Consider the following 14415-nt stretch of genomic DNA (forward strand, 5'->3'; position numbering starts at 1 on the left):
CGAGCGTTGCTGCGTTGCACGTCGGGCTCATACTATTGCAACCATGAAGGCCATCAAGCCCCTGTATGACTGAACCGCTGCCGCTGCTGGCTGCCGTGCAGCTGGCCTCCGGGCCGAACGTGAACGCCAACCTGCTCGAGGCCGAGCGACTGATCGCGCAGGCCGCGGCGGCCGGCGCGAAGGTCGTCGTGCTGCCCGAGAACTTCGCGTTCATGGGCAAGCACGAGACCGACAAGCTCGGCGTGGCCGAGCCGTTCGGCGAGGGACCGATCCAGCACTTTCTGGCGCACATGGCGAGCACTCACGGGCTGTGGCTGGTCGGCGGCACGATGCCGATGCGCACCGACAATCCGCACAAGGTCCGCGCCGCCTGTCTGGTGTTCAACGCATCCGGCGAGTTCGTCGCGCGCTACGACAAGATGCATCTATTCGACGTGAATCTCGTCGACCACCAGGAGCGCTACGCGGAATCCGAGACCATCGAGCCGGGCACGGACGTGACGGTGTTCGAGACCCCCTGCGGGCGCATGGGCGTGGCGGTCTGCTACGACCTGCGCTTTCCCGAGCTGTTTCGCACCATGCTGCGCCAGGAGGTCACCGTGCTCGCGATCCCGTCGTCGTTCACGGCGATCACGGGCAAGGCGCACTGGGAGGTGCTGGTGCGTGCGCGGGCGATCGAGAATCTCAGCTATGTCGTCGCCGCCGCGCAGGGCGGCTATCACATCAACGGTCGCGAAACGCACGGCCATTCGATGATCGTCGACCCCTGGGGCGTGGTGCTTGCGGAACTGCCGCGCGGCAGCGGGGTCGTTACTGCCGAGTACGATCTGGAACGTCTGCGCGCAACCCGGCGCAATTTTCCTTCCATTCAGCACCGCCGCATCTTCTGCGGCGCCGCCTGAGGTTTTCTGATGTCGGATACCACCGCGCTCGCCGAGCGCGAGATTCTTGCGCCCGTCGGACTCGACGATGGCGCACTCTCGGGCGTGATCGGGCGGTTGCTCGGCGCTCGTATCGATGCCGCCGATCTGTATTTCCAGTCGGCCCGCTTCGAGTCGTGGTCGTTCGAGAACGGCATCGTCAAGGAAGCCCACCATTCAGTCGAGCGCGGCGCGGGGCTGCGCGCGATGGCCGGCGAGAAGACCGGCTTTGCGTACTGCGATGAATTGAACCTGCCGCGGCTGCTGGATGCCGCCGGTGCCGCGCGGGCGATTGCGCGGCTCGGCGACGAGCGCAGCGCCGATCTGCGTCGCGCGTCCGCGCAGCCGCCGGCGCTCTACGAACCGATCGATCCGATCGACAGCCTCGACGCCCAGGCCAAGGTCGACCTGCTCTCGGCGATCGACGCCGCGGCCCGGGCCGTCGACCCGCGCGTGAAGGAGGTCTTCGTCACGCTCGCCGCCGCGCGTTCGAGCATCCTGGTCGCCGCCAGCGACGGCACGCTGGCCGGCGATGTCCGCCCGCTGGTGCGCGTGAATGTCAGCGTCATCGTCGAACACAACGGCCGGCGCGAGCAGGGTTCGTCCGGCGGCGGCGCCCGTGCCGGCTACGGCGTGCTGCTGGAGAACGATCGCGCGCTCGGCTACGCACGCGAGGCCGTGCGTCAGGCGCTGGTGAATCTCGAAGCGGTCGACGCGCCCGCCGGCAAGCTCAATGTCGTGCTCGGGCCGGGCTGGCCCGGCGTGCTGCTGCACGAGGCCGTCGGGCACGGGCTGGAAGGCGATTTCACGCGCAAGGGTACCTCGGCGTTCGCGGGGCGCATCGGCGAACGGGTGGCCTCGCCGCTGTGCACCGTGGTCGATGACGGCACGCTGCCCGGCCGGCGCGGTTCGCTGTCGGTCGACGACGAGGGCGTGCAGAGCCAGTGCACGGTGCTGATCGAAAACGGCGTGCTGCGCGGCTTCATGCAGGACAAGCTCAACGCGCGGCTGTCCGGGGTCGCGCCCACCGGCAACGGCCGGCGCGAGTCCTACGCCCATCTGCCGATGCCGCGCATGACCAACACCTACATGCGGGCCGGCGAACACGACCCGGCCGAGATCATCGCGTCGGTCGACCGCGGTCTGTATGCGGTGAACTTCGGCGGCGGACAGGTCGACATCACCTCGGGCAAGTTCGTGTTCTCGGCGAGCGAGGCCTACCTGATCGAAAACGGCCGCGTCACGCGACCGGTGCGCGGCGCGACCCTGATCGGCAACGGCCCGGAGGCGCTGACGCGCGTGTCGATGGTCGGCAACGATCTGAAGCTCGACGAGGGCGTCGGCGTCTGCGGCAAGGAGGGCCAGAGCGTGCCGGTCGGTGTCGGTCAGCCGACCCTGCGCATCGACGGCCTGACCGTCGGCGGGACGGCCGCATGACTACCGTCGTGACGCGTGCCGAACAGGCCGATGACGTACTCGCGCGCCGCGATGTGCTCGAGCGCGTGGCGGCACAGGTGCTCGATCGCGCGCGCGAACGCGGCGCGAGCGCGGCGGAAGTCGACGTGGCGCTGGACGCGGGGCTCACCGTCACCGCACGTCTGGGCGAGGTCGAGACCATCGAACATCAGCGCGACCAGTCGGTCGGCGTGACGGTCTATTTCGGCCAGCGCAAGGCGCACGCCACGGGCGCGGCATTCGATGGCGCCGCCGTCGATGCCGTGGTCGAGGCCGCCTGCGCAATTGCGCAGTTCACCCAGCCGGACCCGTACGCGGGGCTCGCCGACGCCGCGCGCATGGCGCACGCGCTGCCGGAACTGGACCTCTATCACCCCTGGGCCGGGCTGGACGCCGAGACCGCCATCGAGCTTGCCGTGCGCTGCGAGGCCGCCGCACGCGGCGTCGATCCGCGCATCACCAACTCCGAAGGCGCGACCGTTTCCACCGAACGCGGCCTGAGCCTGTACGCGAACTCCCACGGCTTCGCCGGTGCGCACAGCGGCACGCGGCATTCGATCTCGTGCAGTGTCATCGCCGCCGATGACGCCGGCATGCAGCGCGACTACTGGTACGACAGTGCGCGGCGCGTCGAGCGGCTGGCCGCCGCCGAGGCGATCGGCCGCACGGCCGGCGAACGCGCCATCGCGCGGCTCGGCGCCAGAACGCTGGGGACCCGCAGCGCACCCGTGCTGTTCGATCCGTCCATGGCGCGGTCGCTGGTGCGCTCGCTGTTCGGCGCGCTCGCCGGCAGCGCGCAATACCGCAAATCCTCGTTCCTGCTCGATCGTGCGGGCGAACGCATCTTCCCCGACTGGCTGCGCATCCACGAGCGTCCGCATCTGCGCGGTGGCAACGGCTCGGCGGCGTTCGACGGCGAGGGCGTGGCGACGGTTGCGAGAGACTGGATCGCCGACGGCGCCATCACCGGCTATGTGCTCGACAGCTACAGCGCGCGACGGCTCGGACTGGAGACCACCGGCAACGCCGGCGGCGTGCGCAATGTGCGTGTGGAACCGGGCGGCCGTGATGACCTGCTCGCTGCCATGGGCACGGGGCTCGTGGTCACCGAGATGATGGGCCAAGGCGTCAACGCCGTGACCGGGGACTACTCGCGTGGCGCAGCGGGCTACTGGGTCGAGAACGGCACGATCGCGTTTCCGGTCGAGGAAATCACCATCGCCGGCAACCTCAAGGACATGTTCGCGGGTCTGGTGGCGGTCGGCTCCGACGTCGATACCCGCGGCAACATCGAGACCGGGTCGTGGCTCCTCGAGCGCATGACCATCGCGGGCGAATGATCGGCCGACTCGCCATCGCGGTCGGCGTGGTCGCGCTGGCCGGCTTCGGCTGGTATGGCGGCTACGCGGACAAGTTCGGCACGGTCGGCGACACCGGCTTCTATCGCAGCGCCCAGCTCGCGCCCGACACGCTGGCCGACCACATCCACCAACAGGGCCTGCGCACGGTCATCAACCTGCGTGGCGGCAATCCGGGCGTGGACTGGTACGACGCGGAGTCGGTCGCCGTGCGCGATGCCGGCGCAAGACTGGTCGACGTGAAGCTGCTCCAGGCACGCGAGCTGCCGCGATACTCGGCGCTGCGCGAGCTGGTCGATGCGCTCGACGACGCGCCGCGCCCGGCGCTGATCCACTGCAATGCCGGCGTCGACCGCACCGGGCTCGCGAGCATCCTCGTCCAGCTGATGTACACCGACGCGACGCTCGAACAGGCCCGCGACGAGGTCGCCTGGCACCGCGGCGTGTTCTATCCGGACACCGTCGGACGCCAGTTTCTCGCCGGCTATACGGCGTGGCTGGGCTCGCGCGAGGTCGGCCACACGCCCGCGCGGCTGCGCGAGTACCTGGACACTGTCTATGTCGATCTGGACGGCAACGTCAAGCTGTGGATCGACTACATCAACGACGCGACCCCTCAGGGCTTTCGCGATACGCAGGTATCGGTGTCGCGCGCCGGCGCGCTCGAGATCAGCGGCTGGGCGTTCGATGACCGCGCCGGCGGACCGCTCGCGCGGGTCGATATCGTCGTGGGCGACCGGGAGATGGGGACGGCGCGCTACGGGCTGCCGTCCGTCGATCTGGCGAAACACTTCGCCAAGCCCGGCGTGGACGCCGCGCGCTGGCGCTTCCAGGGCAATGCCGCCGACCTGCCCGAAGGCTGTCAGCCGCTGCGGCTACGGATGTGGCGGCCGGGTGAAACCGGGTCGTTCGTGGGGCGCCAGCAGGCGCTGATCTGCGCCCATGGTGCGCCGGCCGGCTGAGCGACCGCCGAGCGCATTACGCGCGGCTATTTCTCAAGGTACTGGAGCTTGTCCGCCACGCCGTCCCACTCGGCGGCGTCGGGCAGTGCGTCCTTCTGCTCGGTGATGTTCGGCCAGATCTCGGCGAGTTCCGCATTGAGCTGGATGTAGGCCTCCTGGCCGGCGGGCACCTCGTCCTCGGGCACGATCGCCTCGGCCGGGCACTCCGGCACGCACAGCGCGCAGTCGATGCACTCGTCCGGGTGGATCACCAGAAAATTCGGCCCCTCGTAGAAACAGTCGACCGGGCATACCTCGACGCAGTCGGTGTATTTGCAGCGCACACAGTTGTCGATCACTACGTAGGTCATGGCGAAGGGCACCGTCCGAAAGAGGCGCGATTATAGCCGCCGATCCGTCACGAGTGGCCACGCATCGCGGCCTATACTGGTTTCGTGACGACCCGGCCGCTCGGCGAAAGACTGCTCGACCTGTGGCGACGCCTGGCGTCGCGGCCCGGTGGCGCGTGGCTGTTCTCGCGCCTGCTCGGGCGCGCCGTGCCCTACACCGGCAGCATCGGTGCGCGCATCCTGAGCCTGGAACCCGGTCACGTGCGGGCCGAGCTGCGCGACCGCAAGCGCGTGCGCAATCACCTGCACAGCGTGCACGCCGTCGCGCTCGCGAACCTGCTCGAACTCGCCACCGGGCTGGCCCTGAACACGGCGCTGCCGGCCGGGCATCGCGCAATCCTGATCGCGCTGAGAATCGAATACCTGAAGAAGGCGCGCGGCACGCTGGTCGCCGAGTCGCGCTGCGAACCGATGGCCCCGGGCGAGCATGACGCGGACATCCTCGGCGAGGCGCGGGACCGCGACGGCAACGTGGTGGCGCGTGCCACCGCACGCTGGCGGGTGGCTCCGGCGCCTACGGCTGCAACGACCGCAGGTTAAAACGCAGTTCGCCGGTTGCCGCGGCGGCCGCGAGTTCGGGGCGGGCCGCAACCGCTTCGCGCATGGCCGTCGCGGTGAGCGTCGCCGGCCCGAACACCGCGACGCGGTTTTCACACACCGGATGCGTCAGGCTCAGCACGGCGCCGAAGCGTTTCGTCAGCGCCGGACCGAGCCGCTGTCGCGCGCCGCGCAGTGCCGCGGCAGTGTCGAAGTTCACGACCAGCAGGCCGTGCGGCGTCAGGTGCGCGCAGAGCCGTTCGAACCACGGCCGGTCGAAGAAGATCGTGCGTTCCGGGGTGCGGTCGCGGGCGCCGAACAGGTCGTCGACGATCAGATCGAATGCCGGTTCGGCCGGTGCGCGCGCGAGCCACGCCAAGGCATCCGCGCGATGCAGCGTGACGCGCGGATCGTCCAGATCGAAAAACCGTCGCGCCAGTTCCAGATGCACGGCACTGCGTTCGATGCCGACGATTTCGTCCAGCGCCGTGTGGCGCAGCCACATTCGCATGACCGCCCCGCCGCCGACGCCGAGCATCAGTGCGCGCCGGGCGTCGGCGGGCAACAGCAGTGCGGGCAGCCACATGAGGTCCCACACGCTGCCGGTCGCGGCGCGTCCGGGGTGGTACTGGGTGTGGCAAACGCCGTCCTGATACAGCCGGCGCGTGCGCCCGGCCGAGCGCACCTCGATGCGCCCTTCGGCCGTGGCCTGAGCCCAGAGCAACGCCATCAGCGCAGGACCGGGCTGGCGGGGTGTGCGCGCGAACTACCTTGCGCTGGTGATCTTGATGATTTCGAGTGCGGCGATGATGTCCACGGGTTCCGCACGTCTGCGGTAGTCCACGTCGGCAAACGCCGCGCGCACCCTGCCGGCCTGGTCGATGACAAATGTGCCGGGGACCGGCAGTTCGTAGCGATCGGGACCGTTGTAGCTGGCGAGGTCCAGCTGGAAGCTGCGCAGGTACAGCTCGCGCAGCTCCGGCGGCACGATGTAGTGCAGGCGATACTGCTGCATGACAATCGAAGACAGGTCACTCAAGACCTCGAACGGGTAGCCCGCTCGCGCGAACTGCTCGATGGACTGGTCCGGCGTCTGCGGTGTGACGGCGACCAGGGATGCGCCGTACTTCTCGAACTCCGGCAGGCTTTCGTTGAGCACCTTCAGCTGCAGGTTGCAGTACGGGCACCAGGCGCCGCGATAGAAGGTCAGGATCACCGGCCCCTTGCGCAGCAGGTCGTAGAGCCGCACAAACGCCAGACGGCTGTTGGGGAGCGTGAAATCCGGGGCGATCTCCCCGACCCGCAGACCCGGGCTCGGCATGAGCCGGGCCAGTTCGTCGCGCGCCCGGTCCATCACCACCTGGTCTTCCTTGCTGACCGGCGGCTGGCCGGCCACTTCGAGCGCCGTTTGCTGTGCCTCGAGCTGTTCGGCATAACTCGTCGCGGCCTGCGCGAGACAGGGCGAGATGGCTGCAAGCGCGGCGGTCAGGAGCAGGAAGCGGTGGTTCATTGTTGTCTCCGATTTTCGGGGGATCGGCCGGCGCTCGCCGTTTTTGGGTTCTCCGGGCGCACGCTGCCTGCGACGCCGACAGCCGTTCGTTCCACACCCGTTCGGTTTCAGCGGCGGGGCGGTCAATGAGCGGCTGTTCCTGAAGTCTAGCAGGATGTCGGGAAAACCCAATCCGTGGCGTAGTGGACCGCGAGGGTGTGCCCCGGGGCCGGGCGGGCTGGCCGAAACGGCGGTCATTGAACCGTCGGACTGCGGCCCCATAATCGCCGCAGTCCATCGCGATCCATCGGCCTTCCAATGACCGCAACCACCGCCGTTCGCCAGCGCGTGCGCAACTGGGTCGAATCCCGCCCCGTGCAGCTGTTCATCATGGGCGTGATCGTCCTGAACGCGATCACGCTTGGTATGGAGACCTCGTCCACCCTGATGGCGCGCTGGGGCGATCTGCTCTATGTGCTCGATCACATTGCCCTGACGATCTTTGTCGTCGAGATCGGCCTGAAGCTGTTCGCGCTGGGTGGGCGCTATTTCCGCGATCCGTGGAACGTGTTCGACTTCGTCGTCGTGGGCATCGCCCTGGTGCCGGCGAGCGGTGCGTTCGCGGTGCTGCGTGCGTTACGGGTGTTGCGTGTGTTGCGGCTGGTGTCGGTCGTTCCGCAATTGCGCTTTGTCGTGCAGTCGTTGTTGCATGCCATCCCGGGCGTGGGCGCGATCGCGGGGCTCATGGTGCTGGTTTTCTATGTGTTTGCCGTGATGGCGACCGGCCTGTTCGGCGGCACGCATCCGGACTGGTTCGGTGACATCGGCCGCTCGATGTACACCCTGTTTCAGGTCATGACGCTCGAGAGCTGGTCGATGGGCATCGCCCGACCGGTGATGGAGAGTCACCCGTATGCGTGGCTGTTCTTCGTGCCGTTCATCCTGATCGCGACGTTCACCGTGCTGAACCTGTTCATCGCGATCATCGTCAACACGATGCAGACCATGCAGGAGAAGGTCAGCGCCCGCGAGCAGGCTGCCATCGAGCAGAGCGTGCATGCCGAGGGCACGCAGCTCGAGGCCGACATCCGCTCCCTGCGCGAGGAACTGGCGGACCTGCGCCGGCTGCTGGTCGAACGCCAGCGGCGGGACTAGCCGGTCGCGGCGAAGAAGGTCCCGATCGCCTGCCGGTGGGCCGGCCGCAGGCCCGCGGCGTCAGTCCCTGGTGCCGAACAGGTCGTCCAGCGCAGCGTGCGAGGCGTCCTTCTCGGCCTGGGTCGGGCCCTTGGCCGCTGTTTCGGAACCGCCGCCGAACAGTGCGTCCAGCTTTGCCCGCGCATCGGCCGGCGCGCCGGGACCGGCGGCCGGTTGCGGCTGTAGCTGAAACCAGTCGCAGAAGTTCGAGCAGGACTTGTTGTTCACTTCCTCGGCGCGGGTTTCCCGGCACTGGCCGGCGATGTGGGTGCTGTAGAACACGCACTGCCGGCAGGTGTGCAGTTCCGCGCGACAGGCCGGGCACTCGGCGCGGCGCGACAGCGGCAGGGGTTCTCCGGTGACCTCGGCGCCGCATTGCCAGCAGTGCAGGGTTTCGCTCATCGGGCCGCTCCGGTTCGTGAGGGGTTACCCGATTGTAGGCAATCGCACCCGGATTGGCGGCCCGCTACCAGAACCCGAGCGCGATCGAGCCCAGATAGCCGACGCTCGCGAGCACGAGCCCGCCGCTCCAGATCACGAGCCACCACTGCCGGCCGCGCACGCCGGCTACCGTCAGCACGATGCCGATCGCGAGCCCCAGCACCGCGGCAAACAGCAGGTTGTCGTAGGTCGACTGCGCGGCCGCCGTCGTGCCGGGTTCGACGCCCTCGCGGTAGCGCATCACGGAGCCTCGCCAGCGGGCGTATGCGTGTGACGCCTGCGCCAGTACAGGATCCGGTTGTTCACCGGCATCGCGTAGTCGTGTTGCAGTTCCAGCCCGGCGGCCTCGGCGAGCGCATCGAGATCGTCGAAGTCGCGCACGCCGCTCAGTGGGTCGCGCCGGCGCAGCCATTCGTCGAAGCGCGCATTGCTGTCGCTGGTATGCCGGCCGTGATAGCGAAACGGCCCGTAGAGCAGAAACTTCCCGCCCGGCGGCAGCAGCCGACCGACGCCAGCGAACATCGCGGCGACCGCCTCGGCGCTCATGATGTGCGCGGTGTTCGCCGAGAACACGGCATCGACTTCCACGGCCGGCCACTGCGCCTGCTGCACATCGAGTTCCAGCGGCCCGCGCGTGTTCGCGAGCCGGGCCTCCTCCAGCCAGATGGAAATGCCCAGATGCGCCTCGGCGCGATCGCTCGCGTGCCAGACGAGGTGCGGCAGGCGTGCCGCGAAATACGCCGCGTGCTGGCCCGTGCCGCTGCCGATCTCGAGCACGGCACGGCGGTCCGCCAGCAGTGGCGCGATCACCGCGAGGATGGGGTCGCGATTCTGGTCGCAGGACTCGGCGTAGGGTTTCTCCACGCGCGGATTATCGCCGCACCGGCAGGCGGGTTCACCCCGTGAGGCGGTCGCGGAACATGAAGAACGCCGCGCCGCACAAACACAGACCGGCCCACAGGTAGTCGAGCTTCAGCGGCTCCTTCAGATACCAGACCGCGAACGGCACGAACACCGAAAGCGTGATGATCTCCTGCATGATCTTGAGATGCCCGACGCTCAGCGCCGTATGGCCGATGCGGTTGGCCGGCACCTGCAAGAGGTATTCGAACAGCGCGATGCCCCAGCTCACGAGCGCGGCGAAAAGCCACGGCTTGTGACCGAGTTCCTTCAGATGCGCGTACCAGGCGAAGGTCATGAACACGTTGCTCAGGATGAGCAGGCCGATGGAGATGGCAACTGGATGCACAGGCGATACCTGCGAGGGGGAACTGCGCCGCGAAGCGTCGGCGCGCGCCCGGCCGTACCCGGCGGGTGGGCCGGCGATGGGCGCAACGCCATTGCCGGCGAGCGGATTTTCAACCCGTTGCGGTTCGCGCGCCAGTGTTACCGAGAGTTTCGTTCAGCCTGACTATTCCGACCAGTGAATGGCCGAGGCCAGCGCCTCGCGAAGTCGCGACACCGTCTGCGCGTGGGCCTCGTTCGTGTACAGCCGTGTGGGCACCTTGCCCCAGACCGGCGCCGGCCACGCCGCGTCGTGACGAAAGCGCACGACGTGATGCACATGCAGCTGCGGCACGACGTTGCCGAGCGCGGCAATGTTCAGCTTGTCGCCACGGAACGCGCGCATCATCGCCTCGCCCAGTACCGATGACTCGCGCAGCAACTGCCGCTGATCGTCCTGATCGAGCTGATAGATCTCGCTTACATCCCCGCGCTGCGGCACGAGGATGCACCACGGATAGTGACTGTCGTTCATCAGCAGCAACAGCGACAGCTCGAACCGTCCGAGCGTGAACGTGTCGTTCGCGAGTTGGGGGTGCAGGGTGAACATGCTGGAAATTGGCCCGTGAGTTTCGAGTGCGGATGTTTGGTGTGGCGCTGGGTTGTTCTTGGCTGTGGGCTTACGATGATCCGTCTGATTCCCCGGCGCCAAGCCCCGCGATTTCCATCATGCGTTGTCGAACCCGCGCAACGCGCTCGGCATGAATCTCGTCGTAGGCCAGCAGCCCCGGTAGCGTGTTGCCGAAATTCTTGTCGCCTACAATTCCAGCGAACCGACTGACGAGAAAGTCCCGGAGCTTCGCATCGGCCCGCGCGACCTCGTCGACGATTTCCTCGCGTCCGTCGATGACATTCAGAATGTCTTCGAGGTCGTGACTGACCATCAGGTCGCCGCGTCCACGGGTGGCGAAAGCCTCCAGCTTTGTGGCGACAAAAGTCGGTGCCGAGATCAGGCGAATGGTTTGCCCGCCGGGAAGTTTCAGCGGTTCGGCACTGGATATTGCGTGCGGATACCAGTGGTTTGAGAATCCGAAAATTTTCTCGTCCGTCGGCATCAGATCTACGATTAAGTCCTCCAGCCTCCAACGGCAGATTGGCGCATCGGTGGACGTGTCGCGACGGAAACCCTGGGCTGCGATGCGACGTTCCAGCGCGTAGTAGCCCGCCAGCGCGGTGACCTCCGCAATCAGGTCGACATCGTAGGTGATGCGCGGCGCTGGGGCCGTGGCCGATGTATACAGCAGCCCGGTCGCACAGCCGCCTACAAACACCAGTTCCGCACACAACCCTCCCAGGGCATCCGCCACTGCCTCGACCATTCGCACGTTCGGGTCGCTGGCGCTCACAGACGTTGTTCAAAAAGCTCGCCTGCGAGTTTTCGCTCGCGGGCATTCCCGATCCGGATTGCATCGAACAGCGCCAGGCATTCATAAAGCGCCGCGCTTCGTAGGGCTGCGGCCGGCACGCTTGGATAGAGCGGCGTCAGCGCAATTCCGCGCACACTGCCGTCGGCGCTGGGCCATACGGGCGGGGGATCAGCCGACGGGGCGATCACGGTGATGAGCGGCGCCGCCGCATGGGCCGTGGGCACACCGCCGACCATCCCGCCGCGTAGCGCCGGAAACGCGTAACGCGCGCCGTGCAGCAGAAACTCGCGGAACGCGGGGATGATGATCGCGGGCTTCCGGTCTGAAAACGCGAGCAGCCGCGCCTGCTCGGCGCGCTTGAGGGCGCCGTGCACTTCCGAGATGGATAGCCCGGCGACCGCAGCCAGTTCGGGATAGGTCATCACCCGCTCGCGCGAGGCGAGCAGCACCAGCAGAAGGTAGAAGTCCTGCGGCTTCAGGGCGGGCTGTTTGTTGGAGAGCTTGCGCACGCGATCGACCAGTCATTTTCGCTATTCGCGAAATGCGAAAATAGCAGTTGGTCGGCCGGGTTTCAATGGCCGAATCGTGCCAGCGGTAAAGGGGTCGCTCAGGCTGGATGCGTGTTCATACCGGCCAGTAAAGCTTCTTCAGCGGCAGGAGGTTCCGGCCTTCGATGTCCAGTTCCTCATAGTGAAGGAGAAGCGCTTCGACCAGTCCGCCGAGGTCCAGCAGGGTCAGCGGAATGCTGGCCCGGTCCGCTTCATAGCGGGCGTCCTTGGTGAATCCCCCGGTGCTGACGTATAGCCCCTTGTCGTCCGGATGTCGGCCGCCAAGAAAGCTGCGCACTTGCTGCGCGCCAATCGCACCGCTGCGGTGCTTGACCTCGACAACGATTCGCGGCGACTCAAACCCGAAACCGTCGGGCGACGCCATTACATCCACACCGCGGTCCGGGCCTACCGGTGTGATTCTGGTCTTGTAGCCCATTGCTCGCAGCAAAGCGGCAACGAGTTTTTCCATTTCGTCCCATCCTAGGCGGTTCACCCGATCCTTGATGATCTCGAAAGCTTCCTCGCGATAGCGTTCGAGCAGCGACTCCTCCGAGTCCTCCGCTTCCTCTTCGTCGGGTGGAGTCGTCACGCGAACTGGCGCGCCGGTCAGCAACTGCTCGATTTCGCGAGCAACGAATTCCGGCACCTTGAAGAGTGTCAGCGTAGAGCCGAGCCGATTCTTTGCCGCCAGGGTGAGATCGTCGCGAGCAACGGCGCCGTCCCAGTGCACCGGCCAGGTCTGGTCGAGCCCGTCGAACAGTCCCTGTCGATACTGATATTCGCCGCTGATGGTTCCAACGTGATAGATGCGTTTGCTGGTGTCGTAGGTGATGACCCGGTCGTCCGGCTTCAGCTCGTGCCGGAAACGGAACAACTGGCTGGATGACGAGCGAATCGCGCCATCCGGTGAGTCCGTGTATTGCTTGCGCAGGCTGGATGCGATCGCTGCCTTTTTGGGATAGGTGTTCAGGTCGCCGATGCCCTCCCAACCCAGCGCGACGACCCGATGTTCGATCAAGTCGTCAGCGAGTTGCCCGCCGGGCGAGCGCACCATCCACATCGTCTTGGCGGTCATCACAAGGTCTCCGTTGAGTTGGGTTCCGACAGGTCCACTGCAATCTCGCGGAACTGGGCCAGCGCCGCTTCGAGATCGTCGACTATCTCCTGCGCGATGACGTCGGGCGCGGGCAGGTTGTCGGAATTGGATAGCGATTCATCCTTCAGCCAGAAAATATCCAGGCTGGCCTTGTCGCGGTTGATCAGTTCGTCGTAGCTGTAGGCACGCCAGCGGCCGTCCGGGGTTTTCTCCGACCAGGTTTCCTTGCGGGTGTGGCGGTTCTCCGGGTTGTAGCACTTCGCGAATTCATCCAGGTCTTCGCGCTGCAAGGGGTTGGTCTTGAGCGTGAAGTGCATGTTGGTGCGGAGATCATAGATCCAGAGCTTCTTGGTCCACGGGGTTTCGCTCGCGGGCTTTTTGTCGAAGAACAACACATTCGCCTTCACGCCCTGGGCGTAGAAGAGACCCGTGGGCAGGCGCAGCAGGGTGTGGACGTCGCACTCGTGCAGGAGCTTGCGGCGGATGGTTTCGCCGGCGCCGCCTTCGAACAGCACGTTGTCGGGCACGACCACGGCGGCGCGGCCGTTCTGCTTGAGCAGGGTTTTGACGTGCTGGACGAAGTTGAGCTGCTTGTTCGAGGTGGTGGTCCAGAAGTCGCCGCGCTCGACGATGTCGCGCTCTTTGCTGACTTTGCCCTCTTCCCCAACAATTGTCGTGCTGCTCTTCTTGCCGAAGGGCGGGTTGGTGAGCACCAGGTCGAAGCGGTCGCCGGGGTCGGCGGCCAGCGAGTCGTTCACCACAATGGGCTCGAAGTCCTGGCTGCCGATGCCGTGCAGCAGCATGTTCATGGCGCACAGCCTGGCGGTGGCCTGCACCAGCTCCCAGCCCTTGAAGGTTTCCTCCTTGAGCTTGGTCTTTTGCGGCTTGGTCAGGTTGGGGTTGTGCTTCACCACATAGTCGTGCGCAGCGAGCAGAAAGCCGCCGGTGCCGCAGGCCGGGTCGCTCACGGTCTCGCCGGGCTTCGGGGCCATGACATCCACAATCGCCTGGATCAGCGGGCGCGGGGTGAAGTACTGGCCGGCGCCGGACTTGGTGTCCTGTGCGTTCTTCTCCAGCAGGCCTTCGTAGGCATCGCCCTTCACATCGGCACTCATCGACACCCACTGTTCCTTGTCGATGAGATCGACCACCAGCCGCCGCAACTTGGCCGGGTCCTGGAACTTGTTCTGCGACTTGTTGAAGATCAGCCCGAGCAGGCCCTTCTGATTGCCCAGCGCCTCAAGGGTGTGGCGGTAGTGATCAAACAGCTCGTCGCCGTCTTTCTTGATGAGGCTCGGCCAGCTGTACTGCTCCGGCACTGGGCTCTTCTGGTTGTACGGCGCCTTGGTGCGCTCGTCGGCCATCTTGAGGA

Annotated in this window: 18 protein-coding genes; 6 read left to right on the forward strand and 12 right to left on the reverse strand. The window is 66.6% G+C overall.

All coding sequences use genetic code 11. The features are described from left to right. The first annotated feature begins 65 nt into the window (after positions 1–65). Genes KDG50_00795 through KDG50_00810 form a run of 4 tightly spaced genes read left to right on the forward strand, consistent with a single transcriptional unit; the run spans position 66 to position 4695 of the window. Positions 66–902 carry a carbon-nitrogen hydrolase family protein gene (locus KDG50_00795; GenBank protein ID MCB1863941.1) on the forward strand — a complete coding sequence of 279 codons (837 nt, stop codon included), beginning with the start codon at positions 66–68 and terminating at the stop codon, positions 900–902. Positions 903–911: 9 nt separating this feature from the next. Continuing rightward, on the forward strand, positions 912–2357 hold the full coding sequence (gene tldD / locus KDG50_00800; GenBank protein ID MCB1863942.1) for a metalloprotease TldD: 1446 nt from the start codon (positions 912–914) through the stop codon (positions 2355–2357). Continuing rightward, complete coding sequence (gene pmbA / locus KDG50_00805) at positions 2354–3715, forward strand: metalloprotease PmbA (protein ID MCB1863943.1); 1362 nt, start codon at positions 2354–2356, stop codon at positions 3713–3715. Before tldD ends, pmbA begins: the two co-directional genes overlap by 4 nt. Further along, on the forward strand, positions 3712–4695 hold the full coding sequence (locus tag KDG50_00810; protein MCB1863944.1) for a tyrosine-protein phosphatase: 984 nt from the start codon (positions 3712–3714) through the stop codon (positions 4693–4695). Before pmbA ends, KDG50_00810 begins: the two co-directional genes overlap by 4 nt. Positions 4696–4721: 26 nt before the next feature. Here KDG50_00810 and KDG50_00815 read toward each other — a convergent pair whose 3' ends face one another. Beyond that, positions 4722–5045, reverse strand: coding sequence for a ferredoxin family protein (locus KDG50_00815; protein ID MCB1863945.1), 324 nt, complete (start codon positions 5043–5045; stop codon positions 4722–4724). An 84-nt stretch (positions 5046–5129) separates the two neighbouring features. Here KDG50_00815 and KDG50_00820 point away from each other — a divergent pair, with 84 nt between their 5' ends. Next, positions 5130–5624 carry a DUF4442 domain-containing protein gene (locus KDG50_00820; protein MCB1863946.1) on the forward strand — a complete coding sequence of 165 codons (495 nt, stop codon included), beginning with the start codon at positions 5130–5132 and terminating at the stop codon, positions 5622–5624. Here the strand turns inward: KDG50_00820 and KDG50_00825 are convergent. Further along, positions 5599–6351, reverse strand: a complete 753-nt coding sequence (locus tag KDG50_00825; protein MCB1863947.1) for an oxidoreductase — start codon at positions 6349–6351, stop codon at positions 5599–5601. The two genes, KDG50_00820 and KDG50_00825, sit on opposite strands and share 26 nt — an antisense overlap. A gap of 36 nt (positions 6352–6387) precedes the next feature. Then, positions 6388–7131 carry an AhpC/TSA family protein gene (locus KDG50_00830; protein ID MCB1863948.1) on the reverse strand — a complete coding sequence of 248 codons (744 nt, stop codon included), beginning with the start codon at positions 7129–7131 and terminating at the stop codon, positions 6388–6390. A 297-nt stretch (positions 7132–7428) separates the two neighbouring features. Between KDG50_00830 and KDG50_00835 the strand changes: the two genes are divergently transcribed. Continuing rightward, positions 7429–8265 (forward strand): ion transporter, encoded by an 837-nt coding sequence (locus KDG50_00835; GenBank protein ID MCB1863949.1) that lies wholly within the window; start codon positions 7429–7431, stop codon positions 8263–8265. Between the two features lie 60 nt (positions 8266–8325). On the opposite strand, the gene KDG50_00840 is transcribed toward KDG50_00835, so the two are convergent. The 9 genes from KDG50_00840 to KDG50_00880 all read right to left on the reverse strand — a co-directional run. Then, positions 8326–8706: a hypothetical protein gene (locus tag KDG50_00840; GenBank protein MCB1863950.1), complete on the reverse strand. Its 381-nt coding sequence runs from the start codon at positions 8704–8706 to the stop codon at positions 8326–8328. A 64-nt stretch (positions 8707–8770) separates the two neighbouring features. Then, positions 8771–8986: a hypothetical protein gene (locus KDG50_00845; protein ID MCB1863951.1), complete on the reverse strand. Its 216-nt coding sequence runs from the start codon at positions 8984–8986 to the stop codon at positions 8771–8773. Then, positions 8986–9609, reverse strand: coding sequence for a DUF938 domain-containing protein (locus KDG50_00850; GenBank protein MCB1863952.1), 624 nt, complete (start codon positions 9607–9609; stop codon positions 8986–8988). Before KDG50_00850 ends, KDG50_00845 begins: the two co-directional genes overlap by 1 nt. 31 nt (positions 9610–9640) lie before the next feature. After that, positions 9641–9994, reverse strand: coding sequence for a DMT family protein (locus KDG50_00855; protein MCB1863953.1), 354 nt, complete (start codon positions 9992–9994; stop codon positions 9641–9643). A 162-nt stretch (positions 9995–10156) separates the two neighbouring features. Continuing rightward, positions 10157–10579 (reverse strand): HIT domain-containing protein, encoded by a 423-nt coding sequence (locus KDG50_00860; protein ID MCB1863954.1) that lies wholly within the window; start codon positions 10577–10579, stop codon positions 10157–10159. Positions 10580–10649: 70 nt separating this feature from the next. Continuing rightward, positions 10650–11375 carry a hypothetical protein gene (locus KDG50_00865; protein MCB1863955.1) on the reverse strand — a complete coding sequence of 242 codons (726 nt, stop codon included), beginning with the start codon at positions 11373–11375 and terminating at the stop codon, positions 10650–10652. Beyond that, on the reverse strand, positions 11372–11905 hold the full coding sequence (locus KDG50_00870) for a hypothetical protein (protein MCB1863956.1): 534 nt from the start codon (positions 11903–11905) through the stop codon (positions 11372–11374). The genes KDG50_00865 and KDG50_00870 overlap by 4 nt, the downstream gene beginning before the upstream one ends. A 115-nt stretch (positions 11906–12020) precedes the next feature. Beyond that, positions 12021–13007: a restriction endonuclease gene (locus KDG50_00875; GenBank protein MCB1863957.1), complete on the reverse strand. Its 987-nt coding sequence runs from the start codon at positions 13005–13007 to the stop codon at positions 12021–12023. A gap of 14 nt (positions 13008–13021) precedes the next feature. Further along, positions 13022–14415 (reverse strand): SAM-dependent DNA methyltransferase (locus KDG50_00880; GenBank protein ID MCB1863958.1); only part of this gene is annotated, 1394 nt, incomplete at its 5' end.

Source organism: Chromatiales bacterium (assembly GCA_020445605.1).
Lineage (GTDB): Bacteria > Pseudomonadota > Gammaproteobacteria > JAGRGH01 > JAGRGH01 > JAGRGH01.

What these genes read in the sequence shown, in the direction of transcription:
- pmbA (MCB1863943.1), top strand. Translation starts at nt 2,354, where the DNA reads ATGACTACCGTCGTGACGCGTGCCGAACAGGCCGATGACGTACTCGCG.
- KDG50_00810 (MCB1863944.1), top strand. Translation starts at nt 3,712, where the DNA reads ATGATCGGCCGACTCGCCATCGCGGTCGGCGTGGTCGCGCTGGCCGGC.
- KDG50_00825 (MCB1863947.1), bottom strand. Translation starts at nt 6,351, where the DNA reads ATGGCGTTGCTCTGGGCTCAGGCCACGGCCGAAGGGCGCATCGAGGTG.
- KDG50_00860 (MCB1863954.1), bottom strand. Translation starts at nt 10,579, where the DNA reads ATGTTCACCCTGCACCCCCAACTCGCGAACGACACGTTCACGCTCGGA.
- KDG50_00840 (MCB1863950.1), bottom strand. Translation starts at nt 8,706, where the DNA reads ATGAGCGAAACCCTGCACTGCTGGCAATGCGGCGCCGAGGTCACCGGA.
- KDG50_00845 (MCB1863951.1), bottom strand. Translation starts at nt 8,986, where the DNA reads ATGCGCTACCGCGAGGGCGTCGAACCCGGCACGACGGCGGCCGCGCAG.
- KDG50_00830 (MCB1863948.1), bottom strand. Translation starts at nt 7,131, where the DNA reads ATGAACCACCGCTTCCTGCTCCTGACCGCCGCGCTTGCAGCCATCTCG.
- KDG50_00815 (MCB1863945.1), bottom strand. Translation starts at nt 5,045, where the DNA reads ATGACCTACGTAGTGATCGACAACTGTGTGCGCTGCAAATACACCGAC.
- KDG50_00875 (MCB1863957.1), bottom strand. Translation starts at nt 13,007, where the DNA reads ATGTGGATGGTGCGCTCGCCCGGCGGGCAACTCGCTGACGACTTGATC.
- tldD (MCB1863942.1), top strand. Translation starts at nt 912, where the DNA reads ATGTCGGATACCACCGCGCTCGCCGAGCGCGAGATTCTTGCGCCCGTC.
- KDG50_00795 (MCB1863941.1), top strand. Translation starts at nt 66, where the DNA reads ATGACTGAACCGCTGCCGCTGCTGGCTGCCGTGCAGCTGGCCTCCGGG.
- KDG50_00835 (MCB1863949.1), top strand. Translation starts at nt 7,429, where the DNA reads ATGACCGCAACCACCGCCGTTCGCCAGCGCGTGCGCAACTGGGTCGAA.